The sequence below is a fragment of the Azospirillum ramasamyi genome (assembly GCF_003233655.1).
In the GTDB taxonomy this organism is placed as follows: Bacteria; Pseudomonadota; Alphaproteobacteria; order Azospirillales; family Azospirillaceae; genus Azospirillum; species Azospirillum ramasamyi.
The window spans coordinates 397,474-414,910 of record NZ_CP029831.1; the positions used below are offsets into that span (position 1 = coordinate 397,474).

Annotated in this window: 17 protein-coding genes; 12 read left to right on the plus strand and 5 right to left on the minus strand. The window is 69.8% G+C overall.

All coding sequences use genetic code 11. The features are described 5' to 3' along the window. The first annotated feature begins 49 nt into the window (after positions 1–49). The 4 genes from DM194_RS18220 to DM194_RS18235 all read left to right on the plus strand — a co-directional run bounded on the left by DM194_RS18220 (position 50) and on the right by DM194_RS18235 (position 5,395). The gene (locus tag DM194_RS18220; RefSeq protein ID WP_111068984.1) at positions 50–2,362 is read left to right on the plus strand and encodes a serine/threonine-protein kinase; all 2,313 of its coding nucleotides are present in this window, start codon (positions 50–52) and stop codon (positions 2,360–2,362) included. Between the two features lie 8 nt (positions 2,363–2,370). After that, positions 2,371–4,026, plus strand: coding sequence for an alpha/beta fold hydrolase (locus DM194_RS18225; RefSeq protein ID WP_111068985.1), 1,656 nt, complete (start codon positions 2,371–2,373; stop codon positions 4,024–4,026). A gap of 2 nt (positions 4,027–4,028) precedes the next feature. Next, a complete protein-coding gene (locus DM194_RS18230) occupies positions 4,029–4,874 on the plus strand; it encodes an alpha/beta hydrolase (protein ID WP_111068986.1) in 846 nt (281 codons plus the stop codon). A gap of 128 nt (positions 4,875–5,002) precedes the next feature. Beyond that, on the plus strand, positions 5,003–5,395 hold the full coding sequence (locus DM194_RS18235) for a hypothetical protein (RefSeq protein ID WP_111068987.1): 393 nt from the start codon (positions 5,003–5,005) through the stop codon (positions 5,393–5,395). Positions 5,396–5,421: 26 nt separating this feature from the next. Here the strand turns inward: DM194_RS18235 and DM194_RS18240 are convergent, their stop codons facing one another. Beyond that, positions 5,422–6,372, minus strand: a complete 951-nt coding sequence (locus DM194_RS18240) for a LysR family transcriptional regulator (RefSeq protein ID WP_111069222.1) — start codon at positions 6,370–6,372, stop codon at positions 5,422–5,424. Positions 6,373–6,514: 142 nt separating this feature from the next. On the opposite strand from DM194_RS18240, the gene wrbA reads away from it, so the two are divergent. The 3 genes from wrbA to DM194_RS18255 are packed head-to-tail and all read left to right on the plus strand — an operon-like array spanning position 6,515 to position 8,550. Beyond that, positions 6,515–7,117, plus strand: a complete 603-nt coding sequence (gene wrbA / locus DM194_RS18245) for an NAD(P)H:quinone oxidoreductase (RefSeq protein ID WP_111068988.1) — start codon at positions 6,515–6,517, stop codon at positions 7,115–7,117. Positions 7,118–7,150: 33 nt separating this feature from the next. After that, positions 7,151–8,116, plus strand: a complete 966-nt coding sequence (locus DM194_RS18250; RefSeq protein WP_111068989.1) for a glutathione S-transferase family protein — start codon at positions 7,151–7,153, stop codon at positions 8,114–8,116. Positions 8,117–8,175: 59 nt separating this feature from the next. Beyond that, positions 8,176–8,550, plus strand: a complete 375-nt coding sequence (locus DM194_RS18255) for a hypothetical protein (protein WP_111068990.1) — start codon at positions 8,176–8,178, stop codon at positions 8,548–8,550. 122 nt (positions 8,551–8,672) lie between these two features. Here DM194_RS18255 and DM194_RS18265 read toward each other — a convergent pair whose 3' ends face one another. Next, on the minus strand, positions 8,673–9,047 hold the full coding sequence (locus DM194_RS18265; RefSeq protein ID WP_111068992.1) for a hypothetical protein: 375 nt from the start codon (positions 9,045–9,047) through the stop codon (positions 8,673–8,675). Positions 9,048–9,331: 284 nt separating this feature from the next. On the opposite strand from DM194_RS18265, the gene DM194_RS18270 reads away from it, so the two are divergent. After that, on the plus strand, positions 9,332–11,335 hold the full coding sequence (locus tag DM194_RS18270) for a PP2C family protein-serine/threonine phosphatase (RefSeq protein ID WP_111068993.1): 2,004 nt from the start codon (positions 9,332–9,334) through the stop codon (positions 11,333–11,335). 42 nt (positions 11,336–11,377) lie between these two features. Here the strand turns inward: DM194_RS18270 and DM194_RS18275 are convergent, their stop codons facing one another. Beyond that, complete coding sequence (locus DM194_RS18275; protein ID WP_111068994.1) at positions 11,378–12,499, minus strand: DNA topoisomerase IB; 1,122 nt, start codon at positions 12,497–12,499, stop codon at positions 11,378–11,380. A 115-nt stretch (positions 12,500–12,614) separates the two neighbouring features. On the opposite strand from DM194_RS18275, the gene DM194_RS18280 reads away from it, so the two are divergent. Next, positions 12,615–12,986, plus strand: coding sequence for a hypothetical protein (locus DM194_RS18280; RefSeq protein ID WP_111068995.1), 372 nt, complete (start codon positions 12,615–12,617; stop codon positions 12,984–12,986). Between the two features lies 1 nt (position 12,987). On the opposite strand, the gene hemF is transcribed toward DM194_RS18280, so the two are convergent. Both hemF and DM194_RS18290 read right to left on the minus strand, forming a co-directional pair. Continuing rightward, positions 12,988–13,899, minus strand: coding sequence for an oxygen-dependent coproporphyrinogen oxidase (hemF, locus tag DM194_RS18285; RefSeq protein WP_111068996.1), 912 nt, complete (start codon positions 13,897–13,899; stop codon positions 12,988–12,990). A gap of 116 nt (positions 13,900–14,015) precedes the next feature. After that, positions 14,016–14,507 carry a tRNA (cytidine(34)-2'-O)-methyltransferase gene (locus tag DM194_RS18290; RefSeq protein ID WP_111068997.1) on the minus strand — a complete coding sequence of 164 codons (492 nt, stop codon included), beginning with the start codon at positions 14,505–14,507 and terminating at the stop codon, positions 14,016–14,018. Between the two features lie 237 nt (positions 14,508–14,744). Between DM194_RS18290 and petA the strand changes: the two genes are divergently transcribed. Genes petA through DM194_RS18305 form a run of 3 tightly spaced genes read left to right on the plus strand, consistent with a single transcriptional unit; the run spans position 14,745 to position 17,372 of the window. Next, positions 14,745–15,314: a ubiquinol-cytochrome c reductase iron-sulfur subunit gene (petA, locus tag DM194_RS18295; RefSeq protein WP_111068998.1), complete on the plus strand. Its 570-nt coding sequence runs from the start codon at positions 14,745–14,747 to the stop codon at positions 15,312–15,314. 28 nt (positions 15,315–15,342) lie between these two features. Continuing rightward, complete coding sequence (locus DM194_RS18300; RefSeq protein WP_111068999.1) at positions 15,343–16,611, plus strand: cytochrome b; 1,269 nt, start codon at positions 15,343–15,345, stop codon at positions 16,609–16,611. Further along, positions 16,611–17,372, plus strand: coding sequence for a cytochrome c1 (locus tag DM194_RS18305; protein ID WP_111069000.1), 762 nt, complete (start codon positions 16,611–16,613; stop codon positions 17,370–17,372). The genes DM194_RS18300 and DM194_RS18305 overlap by 1 nt, the downstream gene beginning before the upstream one ends. Positions 17,373–17,437 lie beyond the last annotated feature (65 nt).

A 17,437-nucleotide genomic window follows, 5' to 3' on the forward strand; every position in this document is an offset into this window, starting at 1 on the left:
CATCCTTCGACACCGCCAGCCCCCTTCCTGAACCGGACCGCATCCCGCCATGGCCCAGCCTCCCAACGGTACGCCCGACGGCACCCCCGACCAGCCTCCCGCCGACAGCCACGAGCCCACGGCCATCCTGCCGACCGCTCCTGGGGCTCCGGCTGGGGCTGCCGATCGGGGGGCGGATGGCGAGGCGACGAGGCTGACCACGCCGCCGGCCGCAACCGCTTCGGTAACCGGGGCGTCCGTCTCCGGTGTCGAGGCTTCGGGAGGACGGGCGGCGCCGGCGCCGATCGGGCCGGGCACCCTGCTCAGCCACACCTATGAGGTGGACGGGCTGATCGCCCGCGGCGGCATGGGCGAGGTCCACCGCGCCCGCCATGTCGACATGAACACCTGGCATGCGGTGAAGGTGATCCGGCCGGAACTGGCGCAGGACGCCAAGATGGTGGAGCTGCTGCGGCGCGAGGCGGCGGCGCTGCGCGAGATCCGCCACGAGGCGGTGGTGTCCTACGATGGCGTCTTCCGCGACGAGTATGGCCGGATCCTGCTGTCGATGGAGTATCTCGACGGGCCGTCGCTGCAGGAGGTGCTGCAGGGTGGGCCGCTCGGCCCGGACGACGTGGCGATCCTGCTCGACCGCATCGCCTCGGGTCTGGCGGCGGCGCACCAGCGCGGCATCGTCCACCGCGACATGTCGGCCGACAACGTCATCCTGCCCGGCCGCGAGATCGCCAACGCCAAGATCATCGATTTCGGCATCGCCAAGCAGACCGCCGGCGGGGCCGGGACCGTCATCGGCGACGCCTTCGCCGGCAAGTACGGCTATGCCTCGCCCGAGCAGTTCGGGCTGTTCGGCGGAGAGGTCGGGCCGCAGTCGGACATCTACAGCGCCGGTCTGGTGCTGGCCGCGGCGGCGCTCGGCCGTCCGCTGGACATGGGCCGCACGCCCCAGGCGATGATCGAGCGGCGCATGTCCGTGCCCGACCTGTCGGCGCTGGACGAGCCGCTGCGCGGAGTCCTGTGCTCCATGCTGGAGCCGGACCCGCAGAACCGGGCCGGATCGATGACGCAACTGGTCGGCGCGCTGACCCGCCGCCCTGCGGAGATCACGCCTTTCGACGCCGCCCCCTTTCCGGCGGCGACCCCGGCGAAGGAGGAAGCCAAACCGGCGGTGGCCGAGGCCGCGAAGGCCGGCGGTCAGGCGAAGACCGCACAGACGGCGGCAGAGCCGAAGAAGAAGGCTCCGGTCGGGCTGATCGCCGGTGGCGTCGGCGGTCTGGCGGCGGCCGGAATCGCCGGTTTCCTGCTGTTCGGCCAGTCGCAGCCGCCTGCACCGGCACCCGCCCCGACGACGGCCCCGGCGCCGGTGAAGGAGGCGTCGGTTCCGGCGGCATCCGCCACTCAGGCTTCCGCACCGCCTGCCACTCTGCCCGCCATGACGACGGCGCCGCTCGGCGCGCCCGCCTCCCCCACGGCTGCGGCGCCCGTGAAGGCGGAAACGCCGGGCCCCGTCCCGGTCGAGCCCGCGGTCGTCCAAGCTCCCGCCGCCCCGGTGCCGCCGCTGCCGGCCGCCCCGGCGGTTCAGGCCGTCACGCCTTCGGCCCCGGCCCCGATTGCGACCCCGGCTCCCGCACCGGCCCAGATCGTGCCGGCCGCCGTTCCGGCCGCGCCGCCGGTGCCGCCGATCACGCCCGCCGAGGCGCGCAGGAGGGTGGAGGCCGCGGCGGCGGGGCTCACCTGTGCCGGCGTCAGGGCGGTGGAAACGGGCAAGGGCCTGCGCATCGGCGGCCATGTCGGCAGCGACGCCGATGCCGGCACGCTGAAGGCGGCGATCACCGGGCTGCCGGGGGGTGTCGACATCGCCGCGCGCGTCGCCGTGCGCCCCTGGCCGCTGTGCGAGGCGCTGGGCGTCGCCGGACTGCCGGCGCGGGCGGAGGCGCAGGCGGCGGATGCGCTGGAGCTGGGCTTCAACCGGCCGTCGATGGTCTACCGCCAGGGCGAAAAGCTGGAGATCACGGTGACCCCCGGCATGTCGGGCTATCTGACGGTCGATTACATCGACATCGAAGGCAACGCGATCCACATGGTGCCGATGCGCCTGCGCCGCGACGACCGCGTCGATGCCGGCCGCCCCGTCACGCTGGGGATCGCCCGCTCGCCCAGCGACCGCGTCTACACCATCGCCCCGCCCTATGGCCCGGCGATGATCCTGGCGCTGGTGACCAGCGAACCGCTGTTCCCCGCCGACCGTGAGGAGGTGGAGCCGGCCGGGGCTTATCTGGCGAGCCTGCGCGCGGCCATCGCCAAGGCCGAGGCGCAGGGGAGCGTCGTCGTCCAGTCCGCCTTCTTCACCACCATGGCCGAGTAGTCCGGCCGATGGACAGCGGCGGTCGGCGCCTTGCCGTCATCGGCGGCGCATTGGCGCTCTGCGCGCTGGCGGGCGGGATTCTGGGGGTGGGGATCGATCGGCTGAGCGGGCCGTCATCCAGCGGGCCTCCACCGACCCTCATCGCCGAATCGCCGCCGCCACTTCCGGTCGCCGGCACCGCTTCGGAAGCGCGTCCGGTTCCGGCGCCGCTCCCGCTTTCCGTGCTTGTCGACACGCCATGCCCCGATGGGACGCCGCCGGCCGGGCCGGCGCCGCGTTGCCACAGCCTGCGGGTGCCGTCGGATTGGCAGCGGCCGGACAGCCCGCCGCTCGACCTGTTCGTGATGGTGCTGCCGGCGCTGAGCGGCGCGCCCGCCGCCGACCCGGTGGTGGTGCTGGCCGGCGGGCCGGGGCAGGGCGGCAGCGACGATCCGCGCGGCACCGCGGCGATGCTGGAGCCGATGCGGGCCACCCGCGACATCATCCTGGCGGACCAGCGCGGCACCGGCCGCTCGGCGCCCTCCCTGCGTTGTCCGGCGCTGGATCCGCTGCGCACCTGGTTCGGCGGCGTGACGGCGGAGGATGCCGTCGCCTGCCTCGATTCGTTGCGCCGCGCCGGCTACCGGCTTGAGGATTTCGACAGCGGGCGGAGCGCGGCGGACTTGCGGGCGCTGCGCGGCGCGCTGGGGGTGGAGCGCTGGAACATCGTCGCGACCTCCTATGGCGGGGTGCTGGCCCAGGCGCTGCTGCGCGCCGACGGGGGGGCGGTGCGCAGCCTTGTGCTGAACTCTCCGGCGGCGGTGGATGCGACCTGGCTCGACCTCGACCGCCTGACCGCCATCCGGCAGGCGCATCGGCGGATGGTGGAGGATTGCGCCGCCCAGCCCGATTGCGCCCGCGCCTTCCCGCAGCTTGGGCAGGCGGTGGAGCGGCTGTCGGCGGCGCTGGAGCGGCGGCCCCTGGAGTTGCGCCTGCGCCATCCCGGCACCGGGCGGGAAAGCGTCCTGCAACTGTCCTGGCCGGTGCTGGCGACTGTCCTGGCCCTGCGGCTGGGCGGCGCCGATGGGATGGTGGTGATGCCGGCCCTGCTCGACCGTCTCGACCGCGCCGTCGCGCAAGGCGGAGGGACGGGAACCGGCGGGGCGCTGCGGCTGGAGGACTCGGCGGTTCTGTCGCTGCTGGTGCCGCCGGCCATCTGGGGCGTGCTGGGCAACCTCGCCTATGGGCTGAACCTGACGGTGGGGTGCCGGGAGAACCGTCCGCGCATCGATGCCGCCGCCGCCCGGCGCGCCGCGGCGGACCTGCGGCCATACGTGGTGGCCGAGGCGGTGGAGACCGATTACGACGCCGCCTGTCCGGTTCTGAACCTGCCGCCCGTCGATGCGTCCTTCTACCGGCCGGTCGAGTCCGAGGTGCCGGCGCTGATCCTGACCGGCGTGTACGACACCTTCACCGCTCCGGCGCGCGCCGGGGAGATGGGCCGGAGCCTGCGCCGGGCGACGCTGATGTCCTTCCGCGGCATCGGCCATGACGTGCTGGGCGTCAGCCCCTGCGGGCGGAGCGCCGCCGCGCGCTTCGTCGAGACCTTGTCCACCGGCGATGCCGGCGCCTGCGTCGAGCGGCTGCTGCCGCCGACCTTCGCCACCCGGCTGCCCGCGCCGTGAGGATGGCCGCCCCCTTCCTGCGCGCCGCTCTTGCCGCCGCGCTGCTGTTCCCGGCCGGCTGCGCCGTGGTGCCGCGGGAGCGGGTGGCGGCGGTGGACGAGGCCGCCGGGGCCGCCGGCCTGCTGCCGCGACGTTTCGCGGCGGCGCCCTTCACCCTGGCCGGCTGGCTGCGGTCCGGCGGGGCGGGGCCGCTGGTGGTCTATATCGAGGGCGACGGCCATGCCTGGAACAGCCCGACGGAGCCGTCGCGCGACCCCACGCCCTTCAACCCGGTGGCCCTGTCCCTGGCGCTGACCGACCCGGCGCCGCGGCTGCTCTATCTCGCCCGTCCCTGCCAGTATGGCGGGGTGGCGACCGACGCCGCCTGCTCCACCCGGATCTGGACCTCCCACCGCTATGCGCCGGAGGTGATCGCCTCCCTCGGCCGCGCGCTGGATGAGGCGAAGCGGGAAAGCGGGGCGGACCGGCTGGTGCTGGTCGGCTATTCCGGCGGCGGGGTGGCGGCGGCGCTGCTGGCGGCAAGGCGCGACGACGTGGCGGTGCTGGTGACGGTGGTGGCGCCGCTCGACCTCGCGGCCTGGGCGGCGGCGAAGCGGCTGACGCCGCTGACCGGCTCGCTCGACCCGGCGCGGGAAACCGGACGGCTGGCCTTGGTGCCGCAATGGCACATCGCCGGGGGCAACGACCGGGTGGTTCCGCCGGAGGTGGTGCGCGGCTTCGCGGCCCGGGTCGGCGCGCCGGTGCGGGTGGTGCCGGGCATGGAGCATGACGGCGACTGGATGGCGCTGTGGCCGTCGCTGCGCGCCGCTTTTCCGGTGTCGCTGGGATCGGGGCAAGCCGGGTCTTAACGATTTCACCGCCGGTCCCTGCGGGCGTCCATTGCCAGACGCCGGTGCAAACACTATGATTTCAAAGGTGCAACCCGGGTGTCCGCAAGCGCGAGACCCGTACCGCTTGAGACGATCGGAAGACCCGTATGGACGCTCACGACCTTTCCCTGGACGATAACGGCACGATCCAGGCCATCGGCATCCTCGCCGACGTGCTGGACGGGGTGGAGGGGCCGGGCGGCCTCGACACGGTGCTGGTGTCCAAGGCTCTGCGTCAGGTGATCGCCACCAAGTCGCAGCCGGCCTTCGAATTCGCCTCCCGCGCCTTCAACACGCTGGATCCGTCGGTGCGCCGTCAGGTGGCGGAAAGCGCGGACGAGGCGGCGCACCATGCGGTGGAACTGCGCGGCCGTGTCGGCGGCTTCCTGTCGACCGCCCCGAAGAAGCCGGTGCCCCAGGGCCAAGTGGTCGGCCAGCAGCCGAACTTCATCACCGCGCTGAACCTGCGCTCCCGCCGCCGGCCGAACTCACCGTCCTGAAGGGGGCCGGTCCTCGGGAGGCTGTTTCAGCCGGCTTCCTGCGGGCTCATCTCCTGCGGCAGGGTGTCGAGCAGCGCGCAGTCCCAATAGGGGCGCGGGCCGAAGCGCTGGACCAGGAAATCGACGAACACCCGCACCTTCGGCGACAGGTGGCGGTTCTGCGGATAGACCGCGTTGACGCTGACCTCCGACGGAACGTTGCGGTGCAGGACGCTGACCAGTTCGCCGCGCGTCAACGCCTGTCCGCACAGGAAGGTCGGCGACATGATGAAGCCGACGCCGGAGATCGCCGCCTCGCGCAGCAGGTCGCCGTTGTTGCTGCGGATCGGCCCGGATACCCGGACGTTGCGCATCTCGCCATCCACCGTGAACTGCCAGACGTCGGGCGTCGGCACGTTGGTGTAGATCAGGCAGCTGTGCCGGCCTAGATCCTCTGGCGTTTCCGGCACTCCATGCTTTTGCAGATAGGCCGGACTGGCGCACAGCGCCATCCGTGCGGGAGCCAGCCGCCGGGCGATCAGCGAACTGTCGCGCAGCCGGCCGATGCGGACCGCCAGATCATAGCCCTCGTCCACCAGATCGACCGTGCGGTCGTTCAGGTCCATGTCGATCTCGATGGCCGGATAGCGTTCCAGGAATTCCGCCACCGCCGGGGCCAGATGCAGGATGCCGAAGCTGACCGGCGCGTTGAGCCGCAGCCGGCCGCGCGGGGCGGCGTGCAGGTCGGCGACCGCCTGCTCCGCCTCCTCCAGGTCGGCCAGGATGCGGATGCAGCGCTCGTAAAAGGCCTGTCCCACCTCGGTCAGGCTGAGCTTGCGGGTGGTGCGGTTCAGCAGCCGCGCGCCGAGCCTGTTCTCCAACTCGCCGATGCGGCGGGAGACCACCGACTTCGACAGGTTGAGCCGGTCGGCGGCGGCGGTGAAGCTCTTGGTGTCCACCACCTTGATGAAGGCGAGCATGTCGTCGAGGCGATCCATGGCATTGTTGTACACCCGGAAACAATGAGGTGCCAAGATCCGGCATTACCGAAAGCCCCGCCACGCCCTATTTCTGGTGTCACCGCCGGGCCGGACCCGGACGCGGCGGGCCAATTCACCAACCGGACAGGGAGAGACGGCGATGGCGAAGGTTCTGGTTCTCTATTACAGCAGCTGGGGCCATGTGTCGGAGATGGCGCAGGCGGTGGCCGAGGGCGCCCGCTCCGTCGCCGGGACCGAGGTGGCGGTGAAGCGCGTGCCCGAACTGGTGCCGGAGGCCGTCCGCCAGTCCGCCCATTACAAGGACGAGAGCAACATCCCCGTCGCCACGGTGGCAGAGCTGGCCGAGTATGACGCCATCATCATCGGCACGCCGACCCGCTACGGCAACATGGCCTCGCAGATGAAGAACTTCCTCGACCAGACCGGCGGGTTGTGGGCCAAGGGCGCGCTGGTCGGCAAGGTCGGCGCGGCCTTCACCTCCACCGCCACCCAGCATGGCGGGCAGGAGAGCACCATCCTCAGCACCCACATCGTGCTGCTGCATCTGGGCATGGTGATCGTCGGCCTGCCCTATTCCTTCCAGGGCCAGACGGGCGTTTCGGAAGTGATGGGCAATTCTCCCTACGGCGCCAGCACCATCGCCGACGGGGACGGATCGCGCCGGCCGAGCGCCGTCGAACTGGACGGCGCCCGCTACCAGGGCCGCCATGTCGCCGAGATCACGGCGAAGCTGCACGGTTGACCATCGACGCGCACTGACGAAGGGGAGGGAGCCGTGGGCCTGCTGATCGACGGACAATGGCAAGACCAGTGGTACGACACCAAGAAGACAGGCGGCGCGTTCGTGCGGACGGAGGCGCAGTTCCGCGACCGGGTGTCGGCCGACGGCTCCACCCCTTACCCGGCGGAGGCCGGGCGCTATCACCTGATGGTGTCGCTCGCCTGCCCCTGGGCGCACCGCACGCTGATCTTCCGCAATCTGAAGCGGTTGGATGAGGTGATCGGCGTCAGCGTGGTCGATCCGCTGATGCTGTCGGAAGGCTGGACCTTCGCCGAACCGGAGCCGGTGACCGGCGCCCGCCGCCTCTACGAGGTCTATCTGCAGGCCCGGCCCGGCTACAGCGGCCGGGTGACGGTCCCGGTGCTGTGGGACAGGAAGACCGGCGGCATCGTCAACAACGAGTCGGCGGAGATCATCCGCATGCTCAACCGCGAGTTCGACGCCTTCACCGACGTGCGGACCGATTTCTGCCCGCCGGACCTGGTGGAGGAGATCGACCGCGTCAACGCCTTCGTCTATGATGCCGTCAACAACGGCGTCTACAAGGCCGGCTTCGCGACTTCGCAGGACAAGTACGAGGCCGCTTTCGACTCGCTGTTCGCGGCGCTGGACAGCATCGACGCCAAGCTCGCGACCCGGCGCTGGCTGGTCGGCAACCGGCTGACCGAGGCCGATTGGCGCCTGTTCACCACGCTGGTCCGCTTCGACGCCGTCTATGTCGGGCATTTCAAGTGCAACAAGCGCCGGATCGTCGATTATCCCCACCTGTCGGGCTATCTGCGCGACCTCTATCAGGTGCCGGGCGTGGCGGAGACGGTGAATTTCGACCACATCAAGCGCCATTACTACGGCAGCCACGCCACCATCAACCCCACCGGCATCGTGCCGAAGGGGCCGGAACTGGATCTCGACGCGCCGCATGGGCGGGGCGAATTGAGGCCGGATCCGCTGGCGGCGTGACGGATCCGCTTCCCGGCGGTTGTAGGAAGGAAACACAACCGCATGAGGGAGTTCGTCCGATGCGTACAATCATTCTTGCGGCTGCGGCCGTCCTGGCTCTTTCCACGCCGGCCCTGGCCCAGAGCGGCCAGCCGCAGAACGGCCAGTCGCAAGGCGGCTGGGGCGGGGCGCTCGACCAGTTGAACCGCACGGTCAATCCGAACAGCTATCCGCAGGACCGTACGGCCGAGGACCGGCAGTTGAACCGCGACGGGCGTCGCCATGACGGCACGTCGGGAAGCTCGGCCGGCAACCGCCGCGGCAATGCCTACGGCGACTATTCCGACCGCGACCTGCGCAACCAGTATGACCGGCTGGGCGAGGAGCAGCGCCAGATCCGGCAGAACCGCCGCGCCATCGAGGACGAGATGGACCGCCGCGGAATCAACCGCTAAAGCGGATTGCAACCCGATTTGGACCGCGACGGCGGTCCCGGCCGCTCATGCGGCCGAAGCCCGACCGGCGAATGAGGTCATATCAATCCAAAGCGAATGCAAATTCGCTTTGGGGACGGTCGTCAGGGCTTGTAGCAGCGGGCCATGTCTTCCGGGTTGCCCATCGCCTCGCACTGGAAGCCGTTGGAGAACTTGAAGCGCAGCGGGCCGGTCTTGCGGACGCTGACCAGCGGCTTCTTTCCCGGATCCTGGAATTCCACCCAGGCGGAGCTGTCGAAGCGGGTCTGCAGCCCGTTGCTGAGCCGCACGCGGCCCTGGTTGTCCTTGATAACCTGGACGCCGGTGCTGAACAGCAGGTTCGGGCCGTCCTCCTTCGCCGACAGGCCGTTGGTGCAGTTCACGCCCTCCGGCTTCACGGCCACGCACTCGAAGGCGTTGGGCTGGCTGGCGGTGAGGACCATCGCATAGACGGCGACTTCCAGAACGTTGAGCGGCATGGGCGTGCACCGGGTGAGTGGCGGCTGATTTGGAACGGAAAAGGGTCGCGGGCGAGGAATCGTCCGCGGCCCTTCCGTCTTACGGACCATCTGGTTACGAAAGAGATAATGTCGCGTACACGGTCGAATCTTGCGCGTCCGGCCGCCGCTTCGCTTCCGCCGGCGTGACCATGGCCGGTGCGGCGCCCCGGCAACTGGACTTGCGTGCCCCGGACCGGTAGAAGCGGTCGCATCGGCCATGGCTTCGGCCATTTGCTTCAGCCAGAGGGGGCGGGCGCAATCCCATGACGTTCCAACAGCGTTTGATCCTGCTGGTCACCGGTCTGGTGCTGCTGGCGGTGGCTGCGGTCACCACGACGATGGCGTTCACCACGCGCGCGGCGCTGACCGAACGGATCGAGGCGGAGGCGCGGCTGACCGCCGACCTGCTCGCCCGCGGAACCGCCCAGGCCGTCGATCTGCCGCGCGAGGTCGATGCCCTGCTGTCGGAACGGCTGTTGTCGGAAGCGACGCTGACCGCCCATCTGGTGGCGCTGGCGGAAACGGCGAAACTGTCGTCGAGGGCGATCAACGACCGGCTGAAGCAGATCGCCGAGGCCGGCGGCCCGGACGAGATGTGGATCACCGACAACCGCGGGCGGGCCTATCTGCACAATGTGCCCGGTCCCGACCCGGTCTTCGGCCAGGATGCCAAGGGCGGGCCGCGCCACGGCGCCTACAGCGGCCTGCTGAGCCGGTCGCCCGCGTCGATGGTGTCTGAGCCGGCGATGGAAAGCGGCCGGCTGATGAAGTTCGCCGGCGTGGCCGGGGTCGACAAGCCGCGCATCGTCCAGGTCGGCGCCGACATGCGGCGCCTGGGAGACCTGCTGCGCAAAACGGGGGCCGAGGGGGTGGTCGACGGGCTGATCGCCACCCGCGCGGTGGAGGCGGCCTGGCTGCTCGACCGTGACGGCCGGGTGCTGGTACGCGGCGCCGTGGTGTCCAACGGCTCGGGCGGGCCACTGTCGGATGCCGACACCGCCGCGGTCAAGGCGGTGGCGACCTCCGGCGACGTGACCGTCCGCGCGTCGGGCGACGGGCTGCTGGCGCTGGCGCCCATCCGCTATGCCTCGGCCAACGCCGCTGCCAACGCCGTTGCGGCCGGCCTTCCGGCGGTGGCGGCGGTGCGCGTTCCCTTCACCGAACCGGGGTCGATGCTGGGCCGGCAGCTGAAGATCGGCGGTCTGGTCGGCGTCTTCGTGCTGGGGCTGGGCGTCTATCTCTGCATGCGCTTCGCCCGCGACCAGATGGCGCCGGTGGAACGGCTGAGCGAGGCGGTCAAGGCGGTGGAGGCCGGGCGCTTCAACCCCCTCAGCCTGAACGAGGCGGCGAACCGCGACGACGAATTCGGCCGGCTGTCCCGCGTCTTCCGCCGCATGGCGATGGAGGCGACGGCCCGCGAGGAGACCCTGGACGCGCAGTTGGTCATGCGCGGGGCGGAGCTGGAGACCAAGAGCGAGAAGCTGGCCGCCGCCGAACAGCTGATCGAGGAGGAGCAGCGCGCCGCCCGCGACGTGCAGGCCAACCTGCTGCCGCGCCAGCTGCCGGTCGGCCGCGACAGCCAGTTCTTCGGCATGCTGGTGCCGGGCCACACCGTCAGCGGCGATTTCTACGACGTGGTCGAACTGGACGAGCGCCACAGCCTGCTTGTCGCCGCCGGGGTGTCGGGCGGCGGCGTGCCGGCGGCCTTCCTGATGCTGATGGTGCGCGCCGCCATCCGCGAGACCGCCCGCCCCGGCGTCGGCCCCGCCGCCATCCTGACCGGCGCCAACGAGCGGCTGTGCGGCGAGAGCCCCTTCAACGGCTTCGCCACCGCCTTCGTCGCCGTCTACGACCGTGTCGCCGGCACGCTGGTCCATGCCGCCGCCGGGCATCGCGGTGCCTGCCGCGTCACCGCCGAGGGCGGGGTGGAGTTCCTGTCCGCCATCGGCGGCCCGGCGCTGGGCATCCGCCGCGGCGCCCCCTACGCCGAGGCCACGCTGCTGCTGAACCAGGACGAGACGCTGTTCCTGTGTACCGACGGCATCCTGAACTCCATCGACATCCAGCGCGAGCCCTTCGGCGAGGAACGCCTCGCCGCCGCCCTGGCCCACAGCCGCGGCATGTCGGCCCGCGACCGTGCCGAACTGGTCCTGCGCAGCGTCCAGGCCCATGCCGCCGACGGCGTGATCGCCGGGGATCTGGTGTTCCTGTCGATGCGGCGGCTTCTGCCGGTGACGGAGGCGATGGAAGCGGTGGAGACGGTTTGAGCCGGGCGGGGGAGGGAGTGCCGCCGAACGCCGGCTGAAGTCCTATTCCTTCCCCCGCGCGCCCTCCCGCGCCCGCGAGGCCGTTTCCCGTTCCAGCCTTTCGCGCAGGAAGGCGAGTACGGCGGCCTCCTCGCCGCTCAGGCCCGCCAGCTCGTCGCGCAACTCCGCCTCCACCTCGCGCTTCAGCGACTCCAGCAGGCCGCCTTCCAGATAGGCGTCCAGAATCTCGGGGTGGACGTAGCTCTTGCGGCAGACGCTGGGGGTGTTGCCCAGGCGGGTGGCGACCTGTTCGATGGCGCGGGTGACGTTGCGCTTGGCCCCGGTCTCGCTGTCGAACGCCTCGAATTCGCGCAGCGCCATGGCGGCCAGGACGGTGCCGGCCCAGGTGCGGAAATCCTTGGCGGTGAAGTCGGCGCCGGTCGCCTCGCGCAGATAGGCGTTGACGTCGCCCGAGGTCACGGCGTGGCGCTGTCCGTCCGAATCCAGATACTGGAACAGCTCGTCCCCCGGCACGTCGCGGCAGGCGGCGACGACGCGGGCGAGGCGGCGGTCGCGCAGCGCGACGTTCCATTCCTTGCCCGACTTGCCCTTGAAGGAGAAGCGGACCTCCGAGCCCTCGACCTCGGTGTGGCCGTCGCGCAGCGTGGTCAGGCCATAGCTCTGGTTCTCGCGGGCGTAGGTCTCGTTGCCGACGCGGATCAGCGTGGTTTCCAGCAGCCGCACCACGGCGGCCAGCACCTTCTCCCGCGGCAGACCGCGCCGGCCGAGGTCGGAGGCCACCTGCTCACGCAGGGCGGGCAGCGCCCGGCAGAAGTCCAGCATGCGGCCGAACTTGGTGCCCTCGCGCAGCTCGGTCCAGCGGCGGTGGTAGCGGTACTGCTTGCGCCCCTTGGCATCGCGGCCGGTGGCCTGCAGGTGGCCGTCGGGATCGGGGCAGATCCAGACGTCGCGGTAGGCGGGCGGGATCGCCAGCTTGCGGATGCGCGCCAGCGTGTCCTCCTCCGTCACCTGGGCGCCGTCGGGCCAGCGGAAGCGGAAACCCTTGCCGTAGCGCCGCCGCCGGATGCCGGGGGTGTCGTCGGAACTGTAGGTCAGCCCGGCGCAGGCGGCTTCCTGTTCGGGCGAGGGGCTGTCCGCATCGGACGGGGGAATGGTGCTGTCCATGTCGCCATAACGGCCGGCGCGGGCGTTGGTTGCCGTTACCTCCTTCGGGGAGGGTTTCTTCGCAGTTGCAAAAACTCTATCCTCGCACGGCCAGATCCAGAAGGAAGCCGCACGCATGGACCGCAAGCCCGACGAGACGACCCTGACCGCCCATCTGCCGAACCTGGAAATCCAGATCCGCCACCGCGAGGCGGGGGAGGATGGGGCGGAGATGATCGCCATCCAGTTCCGCGCCACACCGTCCTTCGACGCGGTCGCCGGGCTGCTCGCCCCCGCGCTGATGAATCCGCTGCTGCTGGCCGGTCCCGCCGCCGGACAGCGCGCGGCCGGACAGCATGAGGCCGGCCGGCTCGGCGTCAATCCGATGGCGTCCGCCGCCGGCATGGCCGATTTTTGGATGGCGCCGATGCGGCTGTGGGGCGAGATGGTGCGGCAGGCCTGGGCGCCCTGGGTTCAAATGGGGAATCAGATGGGGAAGCGCCGCTAGGTCACGGCCACTTCACCTCGGGGGGCAGGCTCATCAGAATCGCCTCGGTATTGCCGCCGGTCTTCAGGCCGAAGGTTGTGCCGCGGTCGTAGAGCAGGTTGAACTCGACATAGCGGCCGCGGCGGATCAACTGGTGCTCGCGCTGCTCCGCCGTCCAGGGCCGGTTCATGTGCCGGCGCACCAGGGCGGTATAGCTGTCGAGGAAGGCCGTGCCGACGTCGCGGGTGAAGGCGAAATCCGCCTCCCAGTCTCCCGAGTCGAGATTGTCGAAGAAGATGCCGCCGACGCCGCGCGCCTCGCCGCGGTGCGGCAGGAAGAAATAGCGGTCGCACCATTCCTTGTAGCGCGGATAATAGTCCGGGTTGTGGCGGTCGCAGGCGGCGCGCAGGCCGGCGTGGAAATCCGCGGTGTCGCGGTCGTCGGGGACCATCGGCGTCAGGTCGGCCCCGCCGCCGAACCAGCCTTGCGTCGTCACGATGTGGCGCGTGTTCATGTGCGTGGCCGGAACCAGGGGCGAGCGCATATGCGCCACCAGGCTGATGCCCGCCGCCCAGAACTCGCCGGTCTCCGCCGCGCCGGGGATGTTCGCGCGGAACTCCGGGCTGAAGGTGCCGTGGACGGTCGAGATGTTGACCCCGACCTTCTCGAACACCCGGCCCTTCATCACCGACATGGTGCCGCCGCCGCCCTCGCCGCCGCCATGGTCGGGCCGGGTCCAGCTTTTGCGCTCGAACCGGCCGGGGGGCAGGTCGGCATGGGTGCCGGTCAGCTCGTTCTCCAGCGTCTCGAAGGCGGCGCAGATGCGGTCGCGCAACTCCCGGAACCAGGAGGCGGCGCGGGCCTTGCGGTCCTCGACGAGGCTGGAAGCGGCGTTGGGTTCGGCCTTGGATTCGGCCTTGGATTCGGCGGTCATGGCGGTTCCTGTCCGGCGGCTTGCCGTCTCTGGAGCGTCCTGCGTCCAGCGCGAAACGCAGGCGGCTCCAGCCTTATGGTTGGCGATCGGAGTCGCGCTTCGAATCGACGCCGACCTTACGCGGTCCGATCCTGTGCGGCGGTCTGCCGCAGGGCTTCACCCAACACCATCGCGGCGCTGACCGCAACGTTCAAGGAGCGGGCGGGCGGAACCATCGGGATCACCAGCCGGGCGTCGGCGGCGTCATGCACCTCGTCGGGCACCCCGGCGCTTTCGCGGCCGACCAGGATGCGGTCGCCGGCGGCGAATTGGAAGCCGGTGTAGGGAATCGCCGCCCGCGTGGTCAGCAGCACCAGCCGTCCGCTCTGCGGCGCCGCGCGGTAGGCGGACCACGAGCTGTGCCGGGTCCAGTCGAGATGGTCGAGGTAATCCATCCCGGCGCGGCGCAGACGGCGGTCGTCCAGCACGAATCCGCAAGGCTCGATCAGGTCGAGCGCCACCCCCAGCCCGGCTGCGAGTCGCATCAGTGTCCCGGCATTCTGTGGAATATCCGGTTCGAACAGAACAAGGCGTAACGTGGGCCTTGCCTCGAAGTGTTTGTTTTGCATACAAATAGTCCAGCCCCAACACACGCGACAAATTGTCTCCCGGCCAAGGACTTTTCAAGATGGCGACGCGACGGTATACCGCAGCGCAGAAGCTGGAGATACCCACTCCGGACCGATGCGGCATGCCTGAGGGTTTTCCTTCGGCGGGCGGGCTTGTCGTGTCATGCATGTAAACGGTCCATCGGTCGTCCGGCGCGGGCAAAGGGCGTCGGGCATGCCTTGAGGAGAAACAGGCTTATGGCTCAGACCACGCATCCGCCCGGGACGGGTGGCCACGCGGCCTCCAGCGGCGAGGGGGGTTCCCGCCGCGATTTTCTGTATCTTGCCACCGGTGCGGTCGGCGTCGTCGGCGCGGCCTCCGCCGTCTGGCCGCTGATCGACAGCCTGAATCCGGCGGCCGACACCCTGGCGCTTGCCACCATCGACGTTGATCTGGCTCCGGTCGCCGCGGGTCAGGCGATCACGGTTACATGGCGCGGAAAGCCTGTCTTTGTCCGCCACCGCACCCCCGAGGAGATCGAGACCGCCAAGCAGGTCAGCCTTGGCGACCTCCGCGATCCGGTCGCAGACGACGCGCGCGTGCAGAAGCCGGAATGGCTGGTCGTGATCGGCATCTGCACGCATCTGGGCTGCGTGCCGCTGGGCCAGAAGGTCACCGATCCGCGCGGCGAGTATGGCGGGTGGTTCTGCCCCTGCCACGGCTCGCACTACGACACCGCTGGGCGCATCCGCAAGGGCCCGGCCCCCGCAAACCTTGTCCTTCCGACGTACGCCTTCACGGGCGATACCAAGATCCGGCTCGGTTAAGCGGCCCAACGGTTCTGGAGACCTCGAGATGGCTCAGGTTCAAGCCACCAAGTTCAAGAATCCGGTCGTGAACTGGATCGACAGCCGCCTGCCGATCTTCACGATGCTGGATCACGAGTACAACCACTACCCGATGCCGCGGAACGTCAACTATCTGTGGGCGTTCGGTGCCATCGCCGGCATCATGCTGATGATCATGATCGCCTCGGGCCTGTTCCTGGCGATGCAGTACTCGTCGCACACCTCGCTGGCCTTCGATTCGGTCGAGCGCATCATGCGCGACGTGAATTACGGTTGGCTGATCCGCTATATTCACGCCAACGGCGCGTCGATGTTCTTCATCGCCGTCTACATCCACATGTTCCGCGGCCTCTATTACGGCTCCTACAAGGCCCCGCGCGAAATCCTGTGGATCCTGGGCGTCATCATCTTCCTCGTCATGATGGGCACCGCCTTCATGGGCTACGTGCTGCCCTGGGGCCAGATGAGCTTCTGGGGCGCCACCGTCATCACGAACCTGTTCTCGGCCTTCCCGATCGTCGGCGACCCGATCGTCACCCTGCTGTGGGGCGGCTTCTCGGTCGACAACCCGACGCTGAACCGCTTCTTCGCGCTGCATTTCCTGCTGCCCTTCGTGCTGCTGGGTCTGGTGATCCTGCACACCGCGGCGCTGCATGTCTGCGGCTCGAACAACCCGCTCGGCATCGACCCGAAGGGCCCGCAGGACACCGTCCCGTTCAACCCCTACGTGACGGTCAAGGACGGCTTCGCCGTGGTGGTCTTTCTGATCATCTTCGCGGTGTTCGTGTTCTTCATGCCGAACTACATGGGCCATCCGGACAACTACATCCCGGCCGATCCGCTGGTGACGCCGGCGCACATCGTTCCGGAATGGTACTTCCTGCCCTTCTACGCCATGCTGCGCGCGATCCCGGACAAGCTGGGCGGCGTTCTGGCGATGTTCGGCTCGATCGCCCTGCTGGCCTTCCTGCCGTGGCTCGACCGCTCCAAGGTCCGCAGCTGCAAGTTCCGGCCGATCTACCGCCAGTTCTTCTGGATCCTGGCCCTCGACGCGCTGGTCCTCGGCTATGCCGGCGCCATGCCGGCTGAAGGCGCCTGGCTGGTCATCGCCCGCATCGGCACCGCCTACTACTTCTTCCACTTTCTGGTCCTGCTGCCGGTGCTGGGCAAGCTGGAACGGCCGAGTCCGCTCCCCAACAGCATCGCCGAGTCCGTTCTGAAGGGCGGAGGCGGCATCCCCGCCGCCGCTCATGCCAAGCCGATGGAGAAGGCCTGATGCGCGCGTTGAAGACTGCCATCCTCTCGGCGGCGCTGGCTCTCGGCATCGCCGGGGCCGCGCAGGCCGCGGAAAGCGTCCACATCCCCAAGCAGAGCTGGCCGCACAGCGGCGTCTTCGGGACCATCGACAAGGCGTCGGCCCAGCGTGGCTTCCAGGTCTACAAGGAAGTCTGCGCCTCCTGCCATTCCATGCATCTTGTTCCGATCCGCACCCTGGCCGGCATCGGCTTCACCGAGGATGAGCTGAAGGCGCTGGCCGCCGGCTACGAGGTGCAGGCCGGTCCGAACGATTCGGGCGAGATGTTCATGCGCCCGGCCGTCCCGGCCGACCGCTTCCCGTCGCCCTTCCCCAACAGCCAGGCGGCCCGCGCGGCCAACAACGGCGCCCTGCCGCCCGACCTGTCGCTGATGGCGAAGGCCCGCGTCGGCGGCGAGGACTACCTCTACGCCTTCCTGACCGGCTTCGAGGAACCGCCGGCCGGCGTCCATCTGATGGACGGCATGAGCTACAACAATGTGTTCCCCGGCCATCAGGTCGGCATGCCGAACATCCTGCAGCCCGACGGCGTCACCTACGCCGACGGCACCAAGGCGACGGTGGAGCAGCAGGCGCACGACGTGGCGACCTTCCTGACCTTCGCCGCGGAACCGCACCTGGATGCCCGCAAGCAGATGGGCGTCAAGGTCATCCTGTTCCTGCTGGTGCTGGCCGGCCTGATGTACGCCACCAAGCGCAAGCTGTGGAGCACGCTGCACTGAGCCTGACGGTTCGGTGAAGCGATTGAGACTGGACAGGGCGCCCCTTCGGGCGCCCTGTTCTTGTT

What these genes read in the sequence shown, in the direction of transcription:
- DM194_RS18220 (WP_111068984.1), top strand. Translation starts at nt 50, where the DNA reads ATGGCCCAGCCTCCCAACGGTACGCCCGACGGCACCCCCGACCAGCCT.
- DM194_RS18225 (WP_111068985.1), top strand. Translation starts at nt 2,371, where the DNA reads ATGGACAGCGGCGGTCGGCGCCTTGCCGTCATCGGCGGCGCATTGGCG.
- DM194_RS18230 (WP_111068986.1), top strand. Translation starts at nt 4,029, where the DNA reads ATGGCCGCCCCCTTCCTGCGCGCCGCTCTTGCCGCCGCGCTGCTGTTC.
- DM194_RS18235 (WP_111068987.1), top strand. Translation starts at nt 5,003, where the DNA reads ATGGACGCTCACGACCTTTCCCTGGACGATAACGGCACGATCCAGGCC.
- DM194_RS18240 (WP_111069222.1), bottom strand. Translation starts at nt 6,372, where the DNA reads ATGGATCGCCTCGACGACATGCTCGCCTTCATCAAGGTGGTGGACACC.
- wrbA (WP_111068988.1), top strand. Translation starts at nt 6,515, where the DNA reads ATGGCGAAGGTTCTGGTTCTCTATTACAGCAGCTGGGGCCATGTGTCG.
- DM194_RS18255 (WP_111068990.1), top strand. Translation starts at nt 8,176, where the DNA reads ATGCGTACAATCATTCTTGCGGCTGCGGCCGTCCTGGCTCTTTCCACG.
- DM194_RS18265 (WP_111068992.1), bottom strand. Translation starts at nt 9,047, where the DNA reads ATGCCGCTCAACGTTCTGGAAGTCGCCGTCTATGCGATGGTCCTCACC.
- DM194_RS18270 (WP_111068993.1), top strand. Translation starts at nt 9,332, where the DNA reads ATGACGTTCCAACAGCGTTTGATCCTGCTGGTCACCGGTCTGGTGCTG.
- DM194_RS18275 (WP_111068994.1), bottom strand. Translation starts at nt 12,499, where the DNA reads ATGGACAGCACCATTCCCCCGTCCGATGCGGACAGCCCCTCGCCCGAA.
- DM194_RS18280 (WP_111068995.1), top strand. Translation starts at nt 12,615, where the DNA reads ATGGACCGCAAGCCCGACGAGACGACCCTGACCGCCCATCTGCCGAAC.
- hemF (WP_111068996.1), bottom strand. Translation starts at nt 13,899, where the DNA reads ATGACCGCCGAATCCAAGGCCGAATCCAAGGCCGAACCCAACGCCGCT.
- DM194_RS18290 (WP_111068997.1), bottom strand. Translation starts at nt 14,507, where the DNA reads ATGCAAAACAAACACTTCGAGGCAAGGCCCACGTTACGCCTTGTTCTG.
- petA (WP_111068998.1), top strand. Translation starts at nt 14,745, where the DNA reads ATGGCTCAGACCACGCATCCGCCCGGGACGGGTGGCCACGCGGCCTCC.
- DM194_RS18300 (WP_111068999.1), top strand. Translation starts at nt 15,343, where the DNA reads ATGGCTCAGGTTCAAGCCACCAAGTTCAAGAATCCGGTCGTGAACTGG.
- DM194_RS18305 (WP_111069000.1), top strand. Translation starts at nt 16,611, where the DNA reads ATGCGCGCGTTGAAGACTGCCATCCTCTCGGCGGCGCTGGCTCTCGGC.